We start from the raw sequence: 17,549 nt of genomic DNA, 5'->3' as shown, positions 1-17,549 counted from the left end.
CAGAGTCAGGAGCAGATCATGGCACGAGGCGTAAACAAGGTCATTCTTATCGGAAACCTGGGGCAGGACCCCGATACCCGTTACACCCCCAACGGCAACGCGGTGGTGAACCTCAACCTTGCAACCGATGAGAGTTACAAGGACCGGCAAACCGGTCAGATGGTGCCCAAAACCGAATGGCACCGGGTGGTGATGTTCGGCAAGATCGCCGAAGTGGCCGGTCAGTACCTGCGCAAGGGCTCCAAGGTCTACATTGAAGGCAAGCTGCAGACCCGTAAATGGCAGAACAAGGAAGGCCAGGACGTTTACACCACCGAAGTGGTGGTGGACATCAACGGCCAGATGCAGATGCTCGATAGCCGTGGTGGCGAAGGCGGCGGAATGGGGCAGGGCGCCCCGGCGGGTCGTCCGCAGCAGTCCAATTACAACGCGCCGCCGGCGAATCAGGGCAACCAGCCGCCACAGCAGCAATCGGGTGGCTACAATCAACCTTCTCAAGGCAGCATGCCTGAGCCGGTGGACGATTTTGACGACGACATTCCGTTCTGAGGTTGATACGGAACGCCCCCGTTTTTTCGGAACGCTAAGGATAGCCCCCGCTTGTCGGGGGCCTTTCTGTTACAGGCTTGCAAAAAGAAGTGAAATTCACGGAAAGACGTGGAGTTAGGTTCAGCTTCTCATCTATCATGTAAGCCAATGTAAAAAATGCACAAATTTTGAGCGCTGTAGAAAGCACCGAGGTTGGCGAGTGGCCCGAAGTCTGATCACCAGCATACTGAGACGACGAAAGAGCCGGCAGGCACTGTGCCTGGAAATTCGCCCGGACGGCATAGCCTGGGCTTTGTCTCCCGGTACCCCCAGCCAGCGGGCGGGGTTCGCCGAGTGCCTGCCGGCAAAACGCGAAACCGCGCTCGCGCAACTGGTCAACGAGAATGGCTGGGCGGGCACGCCTACCACGCTGGTCCTGCCGCTGGACAAGTATCAGGTCTTTCAGCTGGAGCGGCCGGAAGGGATCGACGACGCGGAACTGGGCGATGCCCTGAAGTGGAAGCTGAAGGATTTCCTGGATTTCAGTCCCACCGATGCAGTTTCCGACGTGTTTGAGTTTCCGCCCGATGCTGCCCGTGGTCGCGGCCAGCTGGTCAATGTGGTTGCCGCCCGCAAATCGCTGGTGCGCGAGCAGGTCGCTCTGGTGTTGGCCGCGGGGCTCGATCTCGTTGCCGTGGATGTTGCCGAGTTGGCCCTGCGCAACCTGATTGCCCGCCTGGATCCGCAGCGCCGCGGCGCGGCGCTGGTGCATCTGCGCGATGCCTATGGCCAGATGGTGATCGCCCGGGGCGGAGAGCTGTACCTGTCGCGCCGGCTCGACGTGATGTCCGATGACCTTCGAAATGCCTCTACCCAGGAGACCGCGGTGCAGTCTCTGGCACTGGAGATGCAGCGTTCGCTGGATTATTACGAGAGCCAGCTCGGGCAGGTGCCGCCGGCGGTCATCCGGCTGGTGGCGCGGGACAGCATGCTGCCGCTGTCATCCATGCTGTCGTCCTACGTGGCAGGCGGCGTCGAAACCGTCGACTGGGCGCCGTTTGAACTTCCCACTGCGCTGGACAGCCGCTGCCTTCCGGCCTGGAGCTCAGGCCTGGGTGCGCCGGATGGCGCGCAGCAGGTCAACCTTTACACCCAGGAACTGCGGCCCCGCCGCGAAACCCTGCAGGCGGCGAAGGTGGTGCCGGTGTTGGTGCTGGCCGTCGTAATGGTTGCCCTCAGCAGCGCCTTTGCCTATTACCAGGGCGGTGAGCTGCAGGCCCGTCAGGCCGGGCTGCAGCAGCAGAACGAGCGGCTGGAATCTTCGGTCGCGCAGTTGTCCGCCGAGGTCAGTGCCCGGCGCCCGGACCCCGCGCTTGAGGCGGCGCTGGAGAGAGCCGCCAGCGATCTGGTGCGGCGTCAACGGCTGCTCGAGCGGGTCGATAACCTGGTCGCCGGCGACAGTCCCGGGTTTTCCGGTCAGATGTCGGCCCTTGCGCGCCAGGTACCAGAGGGATTGTGGCTCACCGGCGTCACGCTGGAGGCTGACCCTGGTCGTGTAACCCTGTCCGGCGGCACCCGGGACGCGTCAGCTGTCCCGGCTCTGCTGGAGAATCTGGGTGCGGAGCCTTCGTTTGCCGGCCGCACTTTCGGCAGCTTCGAACTTGCGCAGGAGGAAGACGGGCGCTGGATTCAGTTCCGCGTCGCCACGGATACCTCCGGGGGAGCGGACCGATGAATCAGTCATTATCCCGCGCGTGGTCCCGGCTGGCGTCGTGGTTTGACGAACGGCCGGTGCGCGAGCGCGGCCTGCTGACCGTTACCGCGCTGGTACTGATTCTGCTGGTCGGTTGGGAGCTGGTGGTAGCCCCGGTGCTGGCCCGCAATGACCGCATGGAGAGTGAGATCGAGACCCTTGCCGCCAACCAGCAACGCCTGCTGGAGCAACAGCAAACCCTGACGACTCAGCTGGAAAGTGATCCGTCGGCGGAGCTGAAACGTTTGCTGGAGACCCGCAACCAGCGGCTGGCGCGGCTTGATGCGGAGATTGCGGAATCCACCGGGCGACTGATACCGCCCCGGGACATGGTCGCGTTGTTGCGTACGATTCTGGCGGCGCAGAGCGATCTTGAGCTGCTGGGGATGTCCCTGAATACGCCACAACCGGTCTACGCCGACACGCCGGCTGATCGAGATGCCGCGGGCCCGGGGGAAACCGAGGGCGGCGAGCCTCTGCTGTACGCTCACGACGTTGAGATCCGGCTGCGGGGCCCGTACCTCAAGGTCCTGCGTTATGTGGAACAGCTGGAAAGTGTGGACGAGCGACTCGGCTGGGGCCAGCTGAGTTATGACGCCGACGCCTACCCTGAGGGCGAGGCCACAATCCGCGTGCGTACGCTGAGCCTTGAACCGGCCTGGCTGGGGGTGTGATATGACCAGTCTGATTACAACGAGTTGGCCGACAGAAGTGCGGCGAGGCGTCAGAACTTTGCTGGCGGCATTGCTGCTGCTTCCCGCGGGCGCGGCGCTGGCGGCACTGCAGGATCCGACCCGGCCGCCGGACTTTCGCCCCAGCACAACGCAAGCGAGTCCCCAGAAAGCCCTGAGTGTGGCATCGATCCTGATCGGCGAGCATCGTCGCACCGCGGTAATCAATGGCCAGCCACGGCGCGAAGGGGACCGTTTCGAGGGCGTCCGGGTGCAGCGAATCTACCCGGACCGTGTGGAGATTCTGGAACAGGGACGAGTACGGGTATTACGCCTTGAAGCCCTCCCGCAAGTGCGGGAGACGCAATGACAGACAAACGAGCTGCTATGACTTTATACAGAACTTTTCTGACCCTGCTGCTGGCCCTGTCGCTGGCGGCCTGCAGCAACAATCCGCTGATGAGAACGAGCTCCGCGACCTCGACCGATGCAGCGGACCAGATCGACCGTACCCTGGCAGAAGCTGAACGCGGGCCACAAGTGCCGATCCGCGAGGGTGCACCCGCCGCGACTGCCCAGGTGCCCGCCGACGTCAGTGCGGCGCTGTTGCCGCCGCTGACCACCGGTGCAGCCAGTGAGGAGCGCTTCGACGTGAATGCCGCGGGGCTGGACGCGCGCACCTTTTTCCAGGCGCTGGTTGAAGGCAGCCGTTACAACGTGGTGGTTCATCCGGAAGTGTCTGCCACCATTGATCTGCGATTGAGTGATGTGACGGTTCCGGAAGTGATGGACATCGCCGGAGATCTGTACGGCCTCAATATCCAGCGCAACGGCCGCTTGTTCCGCGTGGACTCAAACAGCGCCCGCACCCGGATCTTTCCCATCGATTACCTGCACTTCAAGCGCAAGGGTGGCTCGGAAACCCGGGTCAGTTCCGGTCAGGTCAGCAGTTCACGGAACAACGGCAGCGGTGCAGACAGCAGCCGTGACGTCGGTGATGGCAGCGGTAACGAAACCGCCAACCTGGTCGGAACCCGCATTTCCACGGCAACCGAGTCGGATTTCTGGAGCGATATCACCGAGGCGCTCTCAATGATCGTGGGCCCTGGTGACGACCGTCAGGTCATCGTCAATCCCGGGGCGGGGCTGGTAATGGTGCGCGCTGATGGCACCGCACTGGATCAGGTCGAAGAATATCTGCGTCGTACCCAGCTGATCATGCAGCGTCAGGTGGTGCTGGAAGCGAAGATCCTGGAAATCACCCTGAACGAAGGCTACCAGCAGGGCATCAACTGGGCGGACGTGCAGAGCGCGTCACGGATCACCGCGTCGGATGGCTTGCCGGAGGACTTCACTGCCCAGGCCCTCGCCGGCCAGGCCATCCAGACCTCCGATATTGGCGGGCTGTTTTCTGCCAGCGTGCGGGCCGGTGATTTCACCGGGCTGATTGAACTGCTGGGGGAGCAAGGCAACGTGCAGATCCTTTCCAGCCCGCGCATTTCCACGGTGAACAATCAAAAAGCCGTGATCAAGGTTGGCACCGATGAGTTCTTTGTGACCGATATTGATTTCGATGACAACAACTCGGCGGTAACGGCCACCGACCGGACCTCCACCTCCGTGGAGCTGACGCCTTTCTTTTCCGGGATCTCTCTGGATGTGACGCCGCAGATTGCCGAAGACGGCGCCATCACCCTGCACGTGCACCCGTCGGTCAGTGAAGTGAACGACCAGGAAAAGATCATTACCGTGGGCGACCGCGACGTGACCCTGCCGCTGGCTCTCAGCACCGTACGGGAAACCGACAGTGTGATACGGGCGGAAAGCGGCCAGATTGTGGTCATCGGCGGTCTGATCCAGAACACCAGCGAGGACAATAACGCCGCGGTACCGTTTTTCAGTGAGATTCCGTTACTCGGCGAGCTGTTCAAGCAGCGTCGCTTCCAGTCCCGCAAGAGCGAACTGGTTATCCTGCTGCGCCCCGTTGTGGCCGGCTCCGGACAAATGAACGCGGACATTGCCGCCAGCCGCCAGCGTATGAACGTGCTGCGGGACCTGCTGCAGTCTGCGGAATCCGTCAAACCTGCACCGGAAAAAGCCAGACCCTAGATGTACGAAACCCATTTCGGACTGCAGGAAGCACCGTTTGCATTGACGCCCAACACCCGATACTTCCTTCGGGCACCCAGCCATCATGATGCGCTGGAGCTGCTACTGGTTGCGTTGCGCCAGCGCGAAGGCTTTATCAAGATCACCGGTGAAGTCGGTACCGGCAAGACGCTGCTGTGCCGGTTGCTGCTCAACGAACTGGAGCAGGAGGCGTACACCGCCTATATACCCAATCCACACCTGACGCCGGACACCCTCTATGAAGCGGTGGCGGAAGAGCTGGGGGTGGATGTGACCCGTTGCGCCAATACCCATCAGGTGCTCAAGGCCCTGAACGAGCGGTTGATTGCATTGGCGATGGAGCAGCGCCCGGTGGTACTGGTGATCGATGAGGCCCAGGCCATGCCCGAGGCAACGATCGAAGCCCTGCGCCTGTTGACCAACCTGGAAACCGAGAGCGTGCGTCTGTTGCAGGTAGTGCTGTTTGGTCAGCCGGAGCTGGACACGCTCCTCAGACGCGAGAGCCTGCGGCAATTGCGCCAGCGCATCACGTTTGCCCACCGGCTTGCACCGCTGGACCGGGCCTCCGTCAGCCACTACCTGCGCCACCGACTGGCCCAGGCGGGTTACAACGGCGGCGATCTGTTCGCCCCGGCGGCCCTGCGCCTGATGACCCGCTGCTCCGGCGGTATTCCCCGCCTGATCAATATCTTGGCACACAAATCCCTGCTGGCGGCCTGGGGGCGTGGTGAGCGCCAGGTGGGGCGTCGTCACGTTGCAATGGCGGCCCGCGATACCGAGAGCGCGCGTCAGCCCGGCCTGATGGCGAGGTGGCTATGAGCCTGCTGAACGACGCGTTGCGTGCCGCGGAGCAACGGCAGGGGCGGCCCGGAGCACCGGCTGCCTATACCGGGCAGCCCATCGCTGCGCGGGCTGGGCGCCAGCGCGGCCTGTGGTTGCTGATGGCGGCGGCACTGGTGATGGCAGTCCTCGCCGGATGGTGGTTGCTTTCCGAGCAAACCCCTGAGCTCGAAAAGCCGGCGACGCCAGTGACTGGGTCACGGGCAGCTGAGCCGGAGCCCGCGCTGGAGCCGGCGACGGCCACTGAGCCTGAGCAAATGGTGGCCGTCGCCCCGGTAACGCCGGAACCTGAGCCAGACCTTGAGGCCGCCCCGCCAGCAACTGAGCGGGAGCCGGAGCTAAAGCCTGCAGTAACGAAGGTACCAGAACCACAACCCACTACGGTCGGAATCCCGGTCCGTAAGGACGCTGCCGTGGAAGCGTCGCCGCAAGTCGGCACCGCTTCGTCTGAGGCATCCGCGGAGGCGCCGGTGGCGAACACGGCCGGCGTCAAACAGGTGCGCGACACTCCGGAAGTGGTTGATCGCAGAACAAGCCGTGAACTGGGGCGCTTATTGCGCGCCGGGCGCTGGGCAGAAGCCCGGCAAAGGCTGCAGGCGCTGACTGAAACCCAGGATGCACCGCTCAGCCGCCATGTGATGGCCAAAAGGCTGCTGATTGAGGGCGAAACAGATCAGGCGCTGGCGCTGTTGCCGGAACCCGTTGCCCAGACCTCGGCACCGTTGCGGTTATTGCGGGCCAGAGCGCTACTGGCGAGGGGCAGCCTGGCGGCGGCCCTGGCAACCTTGCAGGCCCGCGTGCCTGAGGTCGCGGATCACAGCGAATACCATGTCACCCTGGCAACTCTGTTGCACCAGAGTGGCCGCAACGACGAGGCCGCGAGACGCTGGGCTGAGCTGATCGCCTGGGACGACAGCCGCGCCCCCTGGTGGGCCGGGCTGGCCATTACTCTCGAGTCCAGCGGGCAGCCCGAAGCGGCGCGACGGGCCTTCGAGCAGGCCGCGGTGCTGCCGGGGCTTCCGCCCTCCCTGGCAGAGTATGTTCGCCAACGTTTACAGTCTTTGCGGGCAGGATGATCAATGACTGAGCCGAAGAAAAAAATCCGTATCGGGGACCTGTTGGTCCAGAACGACGTGATTACCGAGCAACAGCTGATGACGGCCCTGCGTGAGCAGAAAGATACCGGCCGCAAGCTCGGGCGTACCCTCATCGACATGGGCTATGTCGACGAGGACAACCTGCTGAACTTCCTCTCGCGCCAGCTGGATGTGCCGTTTGTCCAGCTGCGCCATTTTCAGTTCAACAACGAACTGGTGAAAAAACTGCCGGAGGCCATGGCCCGCCGGTTCCGCAGCATCATTCTGGCAAAGCAGGGCGACGAGCTGCTGGTGGGCATGGCGGACCCGCTGGACATCTTTGCCTACGACGAACTGGTGCGGGTGCTGAAGCAACCCATCAAGCAGGCGGTGGTAAGGGAGAGCGAACTGCTCGGTACCCTGGACCTGGTGTATCGCCGCACCGACGAAATCGCCTCGCTGGCGGAAGAGCTGGAAGACGAACTCGGTGACGACGCCTTCGATCTGGCCAACCTGTCCGCCGAATCCGAGAGCGCGGAAGCGCCGGTGGTCAAACTGCTACAAACGCTCTTTGAAGACGCGGTACAGGCCCGCAGCTCGGACATTCACATCGAGCCGGATGAGACGGTGGTGCGCATTCGCCAGCGGGTGGATGGTGTACTGCAAGAGCAGGTGATGAAAGAAAAGCGGGTCAACTCCGCACTGGTGCTGCGTTTGAAACTGATGGCCGGGCTGAACATCTCGGAAAAGCGCATGCCCCAGGACGGCCGTTTCAACGTGCGGGTCAAGGGGCGCAGCATTGATGTGCGGGTGTCCACCATGCCGGTGCAGTATGGCGAATCCGTGGTCATGCGTTTGCTGGATCAGAGCCAGGGCATGCTCAATCTGGATGGCACCGGCATGCCCGCGGAGCTGCTCGGGCGATTCCGCCGCATGATCAAGAAGCCCCATGGCATGATCCTAGTCACCGGGCCGACGGGCAGCGGCAAGACCACCACGCTCTACGGTGCGCTGACGGAGCTGAATCGGCCGGAAGTCAAGATCATCACGGCGGAAGATCCGGTGGAATACCGTCTGCCCCGTATCACTCAGGTGCAGGTCAATCCCAAAATCGGTCTCGAGTTTGCCAACGTGCTCAGGTCCGCGTTGCGCCAGGATCCGGACGTGATTCTGGTAGGTGAAATGCGCGACCGGGAGACCGTGGAAATTGGCCTGCGTGCCGCCATGACCGGCCACCTGGTGTTGTCCACCCTGCACACCAACGACTCCATCAGCAGCGCCATGCGGCTGATCGACATGGGCGCCGAGCCGTTCCTGGTGGCCAGTTCGCTGCTGGGGGTGGTGGCCCAGAGACTGGTGCGCCGCGTGTGCGACAACTGCCGCGAACCCTGTGAGCCCACAAACCAGCAGCAGGTCTGGCTGGACGGATTCAATTTGGATCCGCTGGATCTGGAGGTGGGGTTTGTCCGCGGTCGTGGTTGTTACCAGTGCAGCAACACCGGCTACAAGGGGCGGGTTGGCGTCTATGAAATGCTGGAGATGAACGAGACGATGCTGGATGCGCTGCGGCGCCGCGACGTGTCGGCGTTTACCCACGCTGCGCGGCAAAGCCGCTATTACCGCCCACTGGGAGCCTGCGCCATGGATTACGCCTTGCAGGGCGTGACCACGCTGGAAGAAGTGGCCCGCGTCGCGGCCACGTCCGAGGGCGACGTATCACTGGAAGAATCGCATCACCGCGCCGCTGAAGCGTTCAGTGAGGACGTGCCGTAATGCAGTTCAGTTATCGGGGTAAAGACAGCCGTGGCATTGTGCAGCAGGGATTGCTGGCTGCACCGAATGCCGATGTGGCCGCCTCGGAGCTGCTGCGTCGCGGTATCACACCCTTGTCGATCCGCGAGCACGAGCAGACCGTTACCCTGAGCGATCGCCTGAACCGCGTACCGCTGTTTCGCAAGAAGGTCACCCTGGACGAGCTGATCGTCTTCTGCCGCCAGATGCACGCCCTCACCAAAGCCGGCATACCGCTGATCCGCACCATGCGCGGGCTGGCTGAAACCAGCCGGTCACCGGTGCTGGCGGAGGTGCTGGAAGATGTGACCTCACGGCTGGAAGGCGGTACCACCATGGCCACGGCCATGCAGGCCCATCCCGGCGTGTTTTCCGACCTGTTCATCGCAATGATTCACGTTGGCGAGAACACCGGCATGCTGGACGACGCCTTCAAGCGGCTGTCGGAGATCCTCGAGCTGGAGCGTGATACCAAGCGGCGTCTCAAGCAGGCCATGCGTTACCCCACATTCGTGGTGGTAGCACTGCTGGCAGCACTGATGGTGGTCAACTTTCTGGTGATTCCGAAGTTCGCTTCGGTGTTTAACAAGCTGGGGGCTGACCTGCCGTTTCTCACACAGGTACTGGTGGGCACCTCCAACTTTCTGCTGGGTTACTGGTACGTGCTGTTGTTCGGAGTTGCCGCGTCAGGGCTGCTGCTCCGCCAGTGGAAACAGACCGAACAGGGCCGCATTACCTGGGACCGATACAAGCTGAGAATACCGATTATCGGGCCACTGCTGGAACTGATCACCCTGAGCCGGTTTGCCCGCAATTTTGCCAGCATGCTGGCCGCGGGCATGCCGGTGACCCACGCATTGACGGTAGTGGCGGACGCCACGGACAATGCGTGGATTTCGCTGCACATCAAGGACATGCGCGCCGGGATTGAGCGCGGCGAGAGCCTGCTGCGAACGGCACGGCAAAGCGGAATGTTTACCCCGCTGATCCTGCAGATGATTGCAGTGGGCGAAGAAACCGGGTCGGTGGACGACATGCTCAACAACGTCGCCGATTTTTACGATGAAGACGTGGATTACGGCCTGAAGCGGCTGGCGGAGTCCATCGAGCCCATTCTCATTGTGGCCATGGGTATCCTGGTGCTGATTCTGGCACTGGGCGTATTTCTGCCCATCTGGGATCTGGGCGCGGCGGCTATGGGGCGGGGCTAGGTGCCAACGGCCCGGCTATCGGACGCCAATGCCCTGAAAAATGGCCGCCGGCTCCGGATGTTGGTGGCGTTGGCGGTGTTGTTTCTGTTGTGGTGGTTTGTGCTGGATGTGGTGGACCGCGAAGCGTCCCGGGTCGAGCAGGTCTCAGCCACTCTGGTGCTAAGCCAGCTGCAATCCGCGCTGGTGATTAAGGGCGCGGAGGTGATGCTGGCGAGGGATCAGAGCCTGCTGCAGCACGAAGGACTGAATCCCTTCGAGCTGTTAGAGCATCAGTGGGGGCGCTACCGCGGCCAATGCAGGAGGGCGCTGCCACCACCGGGGTACTGGTGCTTCCAGAGCCGAACCGAAAGGAAGACAGCGCACAGGCAGGAGGGCTGGTTCATCTATAACCCGGCACGGCCGATAACCCTTAGAGGACGGCCACCCGAAGTGGCCCAGCCTCTTGCCTGGGAAGTGACAACGGATTTTGCAGACCGCAACAACAATGGACAGCGGGAGCATGAAGAGCGACTGACCGGACTCAAACTCGAGCCGGTAGCGTTACAACCAGAATCAGCGCAACGGCAGGACGCGAAACGCTGGCATGACGAATCAGAAACCGGGAAAGAGGACTAATCAACGATGCAGTTCACAAGCAAGAAGAAACAGGCAGGGTTCACCCTGATCGAATTGGTAGTGGTGATCGCCATCCTGGCCATTCTGGCCGCGTTCGCGTTGCCGCGTTTTGCGCAGCTTTCGGAGCAGGCGCATCAGTCCAGTATCCAGGCGACCGCCGGTGCGCTGAGTGCGGGTGTAGCACTGGTCAAGGCGCAGTGGGTGACCAACGGCACTACAGGCGCGGTGGCCGCGGTGGAAGGCTTTGGTAACGACAACGTTGCAGTCAACGATGAAGGCTGGGCGACGTCCACCAACGGCACCACCGGTGCCCCGAACGCCAACCGTTGCCTGCAGGTATGGAACGGCTTGTTGCAGTCAAACGCGCCGGTTGCAGCGACCACCAACGCCGCAGACACCGAATATCTGGTCGGCCTGTCCGGGGACGACTGCGAATACGAATACCTCGCCGATGGGCAGGGCAGCACCATCGTTTACGACACGGATAACGGTGACATCGTCACCACGATTAACTGATTCAATTAGCAGCAACCAAAAAAGTGGAGAACACCATGAACGTAATGACTTCAATGGCAGCACGAAAAGAAAAAGGTTTCACCCTGATCGAACTGGTTATGGTGATTGTGATCTTGGGCATTCTGGCGGCGTTCGCTTTGCCACGGTTTGCAGACTTGGGCGGAAGTGCCAGAGCGGCGGTATTCGATGGAGCTCTCGGTTCTGCTCGGTCTGCGATCAGCATCGTCAGGTCTGCTGCACTCGCTAATGGAGTAACGGACGATGCGACCGAGACTGTGTCACTGGACGGCGGAGACATCGACGTCGTATTTGGTTATCCCGCGATCGATGCTCTTGATGATGCTGCGCAGTTCGATGGGGACGGCCTTGCTTACGATGAAGATGCAGGCACTATCACTGTGGGAAGCTGCGTGGCTACCTACGCAGCTGCCGCTGATGCGGACACCGCAGCTACCCTCACTGTAACGACAGACAAAACAGATGGTGAGTGTTAATTCATCAGAGCTGTCGGAAAGTTAGGTCGGTTTAGCTCAGCGTAATCCGACCTACCCTGAGAGAGTTTGACTGATTGTAGGGAATCCGGGAGGGGGCATGACAATGAAAAACGCCCCGAGGTCATCGGGGTTTACCCTGGTTGAGCTGGTCATGGTCATCGTCCTGATCGGAGCTCTTTCCGTTCTGGGCATTGGCCTGTTTGCCAGCCGTTCGGCCTTCTCTCCCCTGCTGGCCACCCAGCAACTTGCCGCCGCCACGCTGCTTGCCCAGCAGGCAGCGCTGGCGGGCAACGCGGGTGGCTCTCTCCGTGTGGAACAGGCGGGCGACGACTTCCGGTTTGTGGTCGGCGCCGGAACGCCTGTTGCCCGCACGTTCGAACTGCCCCGTGAGGGCACCAGTCTTTCGGTTGGTGGCGGCCTGCCACTGATCATCAATTTCAATAGCAAAGGCGTGCCAACAAACGGTGCCGACACTCTGTTCGTGTTCAGTGGCCAGAGCAGTTTTTCCACCTGCCTGAGCTCCCTCGGCGCGGTGTACCGGGGTGCCTGTCTATGAGGCAAATGAACGCCCGCGGTGCAACGCTGGTGGAGCTGGTGATGACCATTGTGATCATCAGTGTGGCCATTGCCGGAGTAGTCGGAGCGTTCTCTTTGTTGACAGGCCGCAGCGCCGATCCTCTGAACCAGACTCGCGCCGTTGCCCTGGCGCAGCTTTACGCAGATGAAATTCAGTCCCGCCGTTACGATGACAGCACCCCAATCGGTGGCACACCGCGAGTAAGCGGATGCTCAGTAAATACCGAAGAACCGGATCGGTCTGCCTATGACGATGTTGATGACTACAACGCCATCGATGATGAGGTGCCGCAAAAAGCCGACGGGTCAGACCTGAACAGTGCGGCCTACGGCAGCTTCAGAGTTTCCGTGGAGGTGACGTGCGCCGGTGCCGAGGTGGGGCTGCCCGCACCGGACGCGAAACGCGTCGACATCACCGTTCGCGATCCGTCAGATGGCCGGTTCGTGTTCACGTTCTACCGGGTGAATTTCTGATGCGTCGCTCTCGGGGGTTCACGCTGATCGAACTGGTTATGGTCATTGTATTGCTGGCCATTGTTGCCACCGTGTCCGTACAGTTTGTCAGCCTGTCCACCCGGGGCGCTCTGGATCTGAGCGCCCGGCAGCAACGGGCATTGCAGGCCGTGGTCATCGGTGAGCAGCTATCCCGGTCCCTGCGAGAAGCTTTTCCTTTATCCGTCCGTGTCAACGGTCAGTGTATCGAGTGGTTACCATTGCTGGCGGCGACCAATTACAGCCGTCGCACTCGCGGGCCGGGTTTTGACAGGGTTGATGTTGTGCCTTTCAGCGACCCACCGCCGGCCGGCAGCCGCGCCGTGATCTTCGGCTACGGCACGGGCGTTTCAGCGTTGTATGGCAACAATAATCCCGGTCCCGTTTCCACGTCGGTCGACACCGTTGCGGATACTACCCTTACGCTCACCGCCGCGCACCGCTTCTCGCAGCAATCGCCGGAGCGAAGGCTGTTCGCAGTAGGTGAGCCGGTCAGTATCTGCCAAAGCGGGCGGTACCTGTATCGGCACACTGGCTATGGTCGCAGTGAAACCCAGCTGGCGCCCCCCTCAGCGGGGCGACGTGAAGTGATGTCCGCCAATCTGGCTGGCCCGGTGAACTTCCGCGTTACACCGCCGTCGCTACTGCGCGCCGCGGTGGTGGAATTCACCCTGACCTTGCAGGACTACGATACCGGCAGTGATGAAACTACCACCACCATTCAGGAGGTACAGATCCGCAATGTACCCTGATCAGTCATTAATCAATCAACAGGGTGCCGGTCTGCCGGTAGCCATTTTCGTGGTCACCGTACTCGCGCTGGTGGTTTTCAGCATGGCGCAGATTCAGCAGGGTTCCGGTGAAGCGGTCAGTTTGCAGATCCAGTCTCAGCGCGCGTTTTTTGCGGCAGAAAGCGGTGCGCAGGTGGCGGTGGCCGATGTGCTCCATCAGGGGCGGGCGTGCCCGGCTGACTGGACGCTCAATTTCACAGAGGACGCGCTGAGTAGTTGCAGCGCGCGCATTCGCTGTGCCGCGGAAGATGCTTCGGCGGTTGCCGGGAGCGGTGGCGATACGCTGTACACCATTAATAGCCGCGGTCGCTGCGGAGGCGGAGTGGATGCAGCCGAACGGGTTGTAGAGGTGAGGGTGCGATGAGGATTGTTCGCCCGCTGATTATCTTGGTGGCCCTTATTCTGGGATTTGGCAGCGCCCATGTGCTGGCCGCCCAGTGTACCGAGGTATTTGGGGACGCCGATGGCGTCAACGGCAATCTGGGGAGTGAAGGGCTGGATCTTTCCGGGGTTCCCCGGGCGGAGGGAGGCTGGCCGCCGTCCGGAACCCCTCAATCCGGCGGAGAGCGCTATGTCTCCGGCTCCTCCATCGGCAACTACGAGCTGGAATTATCGCCGGGAGCAGAGCTCGTCATTTTTGTGAACGGCAATTTGACCATTGGGCGGGGTACGTTGCTGAACGCTGGCGAGAGTTCACGAAATCTACTTATTGTTGTCCGCGGCAACGTCACGATCGCCGGAGGTAACAACAGCCCGGGCAATCAGGTGGTGATCAATGGATCGATTTACGCCGGCGGCGCCATATCGGTCGGCAACAATGTTTTCGTGAATGGCGCGCTTGCCGCGGCCGGCCCGATCAGCGAGGGCAATCGTGACGTGTCGTTTTCGGAGGGCGACGTAAATCAGGAGTTGCTGGAAGGCCTGTGCGACGCCGACATCGTTCTGTCTGCCAATGGGCAAAGCCAGGGTCCGGTGATTGTTGAAGTGGGGAGCACAATTGATTTTTCCGTGGTCGCTTCTGGATGCCCTTCGCCACAGACTTCCTTTTTCAATGCGGATTGGGTCGACCAGTGGCGCGTTGATGGGGCGGTTCGTGAACAGCAGGGTAGTAACCAATCGCCCTGCAGCCGGGTGCCCGAGTGGTCAACCACGTTCGATGATCCAGGTGTTTACACCGTGGAATTTGAAGCTTTCTTCTGCGCGGATACGGTTTTCGGTTTTTGTGCGCAGTACCAATTCTGGAGCTCGGACGAGATTGTCATCGAGGTAGTCGATGAATCGACGGCTCTGAACTGCGAAACCCAGGACGATTTCTCCGCCAACGTGCTGGATCCGGAGTTGTGGGTCACCTCGCGCTCCAGTGGCAGCTTCACACCGGGTATCGATGACGGCCGCCTGAGGATGACCGAGGCGGTACCCAATCAGGCGACGGCCGCTACCTTGCAGGCGGAGATTCCGGGGGCGGACAATCTGGTCGTTCTCACCTTTGATTACTACGCCTACGGCGGAACCGGCGCTGACGGGGTGGCGTTCGTGCTCTCCGATGCAAACTTTACGCCCCAGCCCGGCAGTTATGGTGGATCGCTCGGATACGCGCAGCGCCGGGGAAGCGGGGTCGAAGGGCCGGGTTTCTCGGGGGGCTGGCTTGGCATCGGGCTGGACGAATACGGCAACTTTGCGAACGCCTCCGAAGGCCGGGTGGGTGGTGCCGGTTTTACGCCGCAATCGGTCACTTTACGCGGGTCCGGAAGTGGTCTTGAGGGCTACAAATTCCTGGCCAACAGTGGCGGATTAACGCCCGAGGTGGACGGAACCGGGGCAAATAATCCTCACCGGTACGAAATCACCATTGATTCCCGCACGGCAAATCAGGCAATCGTCACCGTCCGGCGGGATACCGGAGCTGGTCTGCAAACCCTGATCGGCCCGGTTGACGTTCTGACCGACCCCGATCAGGCCGCAGTACCAGAAACGTTTCTGCTCTCCCTGACCGGTTCCACGGGGGGCTCAACCAACGTGCATGAACTGGATAACGTCGGGCTTTGCGCGCTCAGGATTAATCCGGTTGGTGAACAGGTCGATCATTTTGAGATCATCCATGACGGTGTTGCGCTGACCTGTCAGCCTGAGACGCTGCAGGTTCGCGCCTGTGCCAATGCCGACTGTTCGGAGCTGTTCACCGATCCGGTAGAGGCAACCCTGGCACCGGCTAATGGCTGGCAAGGTGGCAACAGAGTAACGCTGACCAACGGTTTTGGTGAGGCCACCCTGCAAAACACCACACCCGGTGAGGTAACGCTGGACGTGATCGGATCGACCCCTTCCACGCGTCCCCAGGCGGTCACGTTGTGCCAGGTGGGTGGCTCGCTTTCGTCCGGCAATTGCGAACTGCCGTTTTTTGAATCCGGGCTGGCGTTTACCATTCCCGAGCTGATTTCCCATCGGCCTTCCGGACCTGTACGGGTTCAGGCGGTGCGGCAGGACGATGTCACCCAGCAGTGCGTGCCCGCGTTCGAGCACCAGACCAAGACCGTCGAATTCTGGTCCGATTATGTCGATCCCGGTCCGGCCGGTCGTGCAGTGAGTCGGCCGGTCTCAGTCAATGGCCAGGCCATCGGTAATGGCGCTTCGGCGCCTACAGGGCTTGAACTGGCGTTCGGCGAGGATGGCATTGCAGAAATGGAGGTGACCTATCCGGACGCCGGACTTGTTCAGGTAACCGCGCGATATGTCGGTTCCGAAGCGACAGAGGACGCCGGGCTGGTGATGCCCGGCGCGGACGAATTTGTGAGCATTCCTGCCGGATTCTGTGTGGCCTCGGCAGGTAACTGCGCGGCCGGCGATGCCTCTTGCCCGGCGTTCGTGCGCGCCGGGGAGGCGTTTGATCTGTCGATCACGGCAGCGGGCTGGCAGAGTGACGCCGACACGGATTTTTGCGCGGGGAACCCGGGCACGCCCAATTTCCGCCTGGCGGACATTCCGCTGCAGGTGGAATTAGCGGCGCCCGTCGGCGGCGAGACCGGAACAGTGACCCCGGCACGCTACAGCCACGAACGAGCGTCCGACGCCGCCAGTGTGGTCAGTGCGCAGCAGTCAGAAGTGGGGGTGTTCCGTTTCGTGACGGAACCACCCGCCGGTGCATATTTGGGCCGTAACCTGCCGAAGGGAAGGAGCGCCCCGATTGGACGTTTCTACCCGGATCGTTTCCGCATCAATGTCGATCCAGGAGAGTTTGCGCCAGTCTGTGAGCCGGGAAGCTTTACTTACACCGGGCAGCCTTTTGAATGGTTGATGCCACCTTCGGCTCTGATCGAGCCCTTGTCGGTTCAGGGGCTTCGCACGCGGAACTACACCGCTGACGGTTTTCAGCGCCTGGCTGTTACGGGGATCAACCGTTCCGTACCAGCCGGGGACGAAACGGCTTTTGATGCGGGTAATGGGCCGATGGCGGTCGCGGTGGACCAGCAGGGCGGCACTCTGGCGGCTATTGCTCCGGGCCTGATGCAGTTTACCTACAGTACGGACGACGCCTTCTCATACATAAAAACGCCGGCTACCCGAATCGATCCATTTGTGCCGGAGCTGCGGTTTGCGCTGGAGAGTGTTGGAGACACCGACGGGGTTCAGGCGGAGTCTGCGCCCTACCGTTTCACGCCGGGTGCAGCATTTGATGTTCGATATGGTCGCCTGGTCATGGAGAATGTATACGGGCCGGAAACAGTGGGTGAGTTGCAGATGCCGTTCCGGATGGAATTTTTCCGGGCAGGGGATTTCGAGGTGAACCTGGATGATTCATGCAGTGGGTGGTCCACAGCCGCAATCGACAACACCGGTAATCACCACACGCTGGCGGCGAGTTCCGGCACGATCAGCGCCGGTACCGCGGGCCCGCTGCGACTGGCGCCGAACGGCAGTCAGGGAACCGACACTCTGGTCTGGCAGGTGTCGCAGTGGCTTCAGGACGACCGGGATAGTGACGGGGCGCTGGAGTTTCCCTCCGCAACCGCCACCTTCGGCGTCTACCGCGGCCATGATCGGGTCATCTACTGGCGCGAAGTCCCCTGA

17 protein-coding genes are annotated in these 17,549 nt (G+C 61.6%); all 17 read left to right on the top strand.

Features of this window, described 5'->3' with window-relative positions; genetic code table 11:
* The first annotated feature begins 18 nt into the window (after positions 1 to 18).
* The 17 genes from ssb (at position 19) to DYI22_RS12235 (ending at position 17,549) form a co-directional block, all read left to right on the top strand.
* A complete protein-coding gene (ssb, locus tag DYI22_RS12315) occupies positions 19 to 549 on the top strand; it encodes a single-stranded DNA-binding protein (protein ID WP_228300997.1) in 531 nt (176 codons plus the stop codon).
* Positions 550 to 748: 199 nt separating this feature from the next.
* Positions 749 to 2,263, top strand: coding sequence for a PilN domain-containing protein (locus tag DYI22_RS17640; RefSeq protein WP_323132910.1), 1,515 nt, complete (start codon positions 749 to 751; stop codon positions 2,261 to 2,263).
* Complete coding sequence (gene gspM, locus DYI22_RS12305; protein ID WP_213478373.1) at positions 2,260 to 2,955, top strand: type II secretion system protein GspM; 696 nt, start codon at positions 2,260 to 2,262, stop codon at positions 2,953 to 2,955. The genes DYI22_RS17640 and gspM overlap by 4 nt, the downstream gene beginning before the upstream one ends.
* A 1-nt stretch (position 2,956) precedes the next feature.
* Positions 2,957 to 3,322, top strand: a complete 366-nt coding sequence (locus DYI22_RS12300; RefSeq protein WP_213478372.1) for a hypothetical protein — start codon at positions 2,957 to 2,959, stop codon at positions 3,320 to 3,322.
* 17 nt (positions 3,323 to 3,339) lie between these two features.
* Positions 3,340 to 5,061 carry a pilus (MSHA type) biogenesis protein MshL gene (mshL, locus tag DYI22_RS12295; RefSeq protein ID WP_228300996.1) on the top strand — a complete coding sequence of 574 codons (1,722 nt, stop codon included), beginning with the start codon at positions 3,340 to 3,342 and terminating at the stop codon, positions 5,059 to 5,061.
* Positions 5,062 to 5,901, top strand: coding sequence for an ExeA family protein (locus DYI22_RS12290; RefSeq protein WP_213478370.1), 840 nt, complete (start codon positions 5,062 to 5,064; stop codon positions 5,899 to 5,901).
* Positions 5,898 to 6,998 (top strand): hypothetical protein, encoded by a 1,101-nt coding sequence (locus DYI22_RS12285; protein WP_213478369.1) that lies wholly within the window; start codon positions 5,898 to 5,900, stop codon positions 6,996 to 6,998. Before DYI22_RS12290 ends, DYI22_RS12285 begins: the two co-directional genes overlap by 4 nt.
* Positions 6,999 to 7,001: 3 nt before the next feature.
* The gene (locus DYI22_RS12280) at positions 7,002 to 8,771 is read left to right on the top strand and encodes a GspE/PulE family protein (protein WP_213478368.1); all 1,770 of its coding nucleotides are present in this window, start codon (positions 7,002 to 7,004) and stop codon (positions 8,769 to 8,771) included.
* The gene (locus DYI22_RS12275; protein ID WP_213478367.1) at positions 8,771 to 10,000 is read left to right on the top strand and encodes a type II secretion system F family protein; all 1,230 of its coding nucleotides are present in this window, start codon (positions 8,771 to 8,773) and stop codon (positions 9,998 to 10,000) included. The genes DYI22_RS12280 and DYI22_RS12275 overlap by 1 nt, the downstream gene beginning before the upstream one ends.
* Positions 10,001 to 10,615, top strand: a complete 615-nt coding sequence (locus DYI22_RS12270; RefSeq protein WP_213478366.1) for a hypothetical protein — start codon at positions 10,001 to 10,003, stop codon at positions 10,613 to 10,615.
* 6 nt (positions 10,616 to 10,621) lie between these two features.
* Positions 10,622 to 11,131, top strand: a complete 510-nt coding sequence (locus DYI22_RS12265; protein WP_213478365.1) for a prepilin-type N-terminal cleavage/methylation domain-containing protein — start codon at positions 10,622 to 10,624, stop codon at positions 11,129 to 11,131.
* Positions 11,132 to 11,166: 35 nt separating this feature from the next.
* Positions 11,167 to 11,625 carry a type II secretion system protein gene (locus DYI22_RS12260; protein WP_213478364.1) on the top strand — a complete coding sequence of 153 codons (459 nt, stop codon included), beginning with the start codon at positions 11,167 to 11,169 and terminating at the stop codon, positions 11,623 to 11,625.
* A 97-nt stretch (positions 11,626 to 11,722) separates the two neighbouring features.
* Positions 11,723 to 12,181 carry a type II secretion system protein gene (locus DYI22_RS12255; protein WP_213478363.1) on the top strand — a complete coding sequence of 153 codons (459 nt, stop codon included), beginning with the start codon at positions 11,723 to 11,725 and terminating at the stop codon, positions 12,179 to 12,181.
* Positions 12,178 to 12,675 carry a type II secretion system protein gene (locus DYI22_RS12250; RefSeq protein WP_323132909.1) on the top strand — a complete coding sequence of 166 codons (498 nt, stop codon included), beginning with the start codon at positions 12,178 to 12,180 and terminating at the stop codon, positions 12,673 to 12,675. Before DYI22_RS12255 ends, DYI22_RS12250 begins: the two co-directional genes overlap by 4 nt.
* The gene (locus DYI22_RS12245) at positions 12,675 to 13,445 is read left to right on the top strand and encodes a PulJ/GspJ family protein (protein ID WP_213478362.1); all 771 of its coding nucleotides are present in this window, start codon (positions 12,675 to 12,677) and stop codon (positions 13,443 to 13,445) included. The genes DYI22_RS12250 and DYI22_RS12245 overlap by 1 nt, the downstream gene beginning before the upstream one ends.
* Complete coding sequence (locus DYI22_RS12240; RefSeq protein ID WP_213478361.1) at positions 13,435 to 13,848, top strand: hypothetical protein; 414 nt, start codon at positions 13,435 to 13,437, stop codon at positions 13,846 to 13,848. The genes DYI22_RS12245 and DYI22_RS12240 overlap by 11 nt, the downstream gene beginning before the upstream one ends.
* Positions 13,845 to 17,549 carry a DUF6701 domain-containing protein gene (locus DYI22_RS12235; RefSeq protein WP_213478360.1) on the top strand — a complete coding sequence of 1,235 codons (3,705 nt, stop codon included), beginning with the start codon at positions 13,845 to 13,847 and terminating at the stop codon, positions 17,547 to 17,549. The genes DYI22_RS12240 and DYI22_RS12235 overlap by 4 nt, the downstream gene beginning before the upstream one ends.

The organism is Marinobacter lipolyticus (assembly GCF_018424605.1).
GTDB classification, from domain to species: domain Bacteria; phylum Pseudomonadota; class Gammaproteobacteria; order Pseudomonadales; family Oleiphilaceae; genus Marinobacter; species Marinobacter lipolyticus_B.
The sequence above is the reverse complement of the archived record's forward strand: the minus strand, read 5'-3'. Positions and strand labels throughout refer to the sequence as shown.